General features: G+C 71.9%; 1 protein-coding gene. It reads right to left on the reverse strand.

Annotation, left to right across the window (positions count from 1 at the left end; all coding sequences use genetic code 11):
• A partial coding sequence (locus HPT28_RS27795) for a beta-ketoacyl synthase N-terminal-like domain-containing protein (RefSeq protein ID WP_306824679.1) occupies positions 1 to 256 on the reverse strand: 256 nt, incomplete at both ends.

The raw sequence follows: 256 nt of genomic DNA on the forward strand, positions 1-256 counted from the left end.
GCGACGCGCGTCCGACAACCGCTCGACCACCAGCATGCCCAGGCCGTCGGAGAAACCCGTGCCATCCGCCGACATGGCGAACGCCCTGCACCGGCCGTCCGGGGACAGGCCCCGCTGGCGGCTGAAGACCTGGAAGACGATCGGGCTCGCCATCACGGTGACCCCTCCGACGAGAGCCAGCGAGCAGTCTCCCGACCGCACCGCCTGGGCCGCCTGGTGCAGGGCCACCAGCGACGAGGAACACGCCGTGTCCACC

Origin of the sequence: Streptomyces sp. JJ38, assembly GCF_019303475.1 — a bacterium.
Classification (GTDB): Bacteria; Actinomycetota; Actinomycetes; order Streptomycetales; family Streptomycetaceae; genus Streptomyces.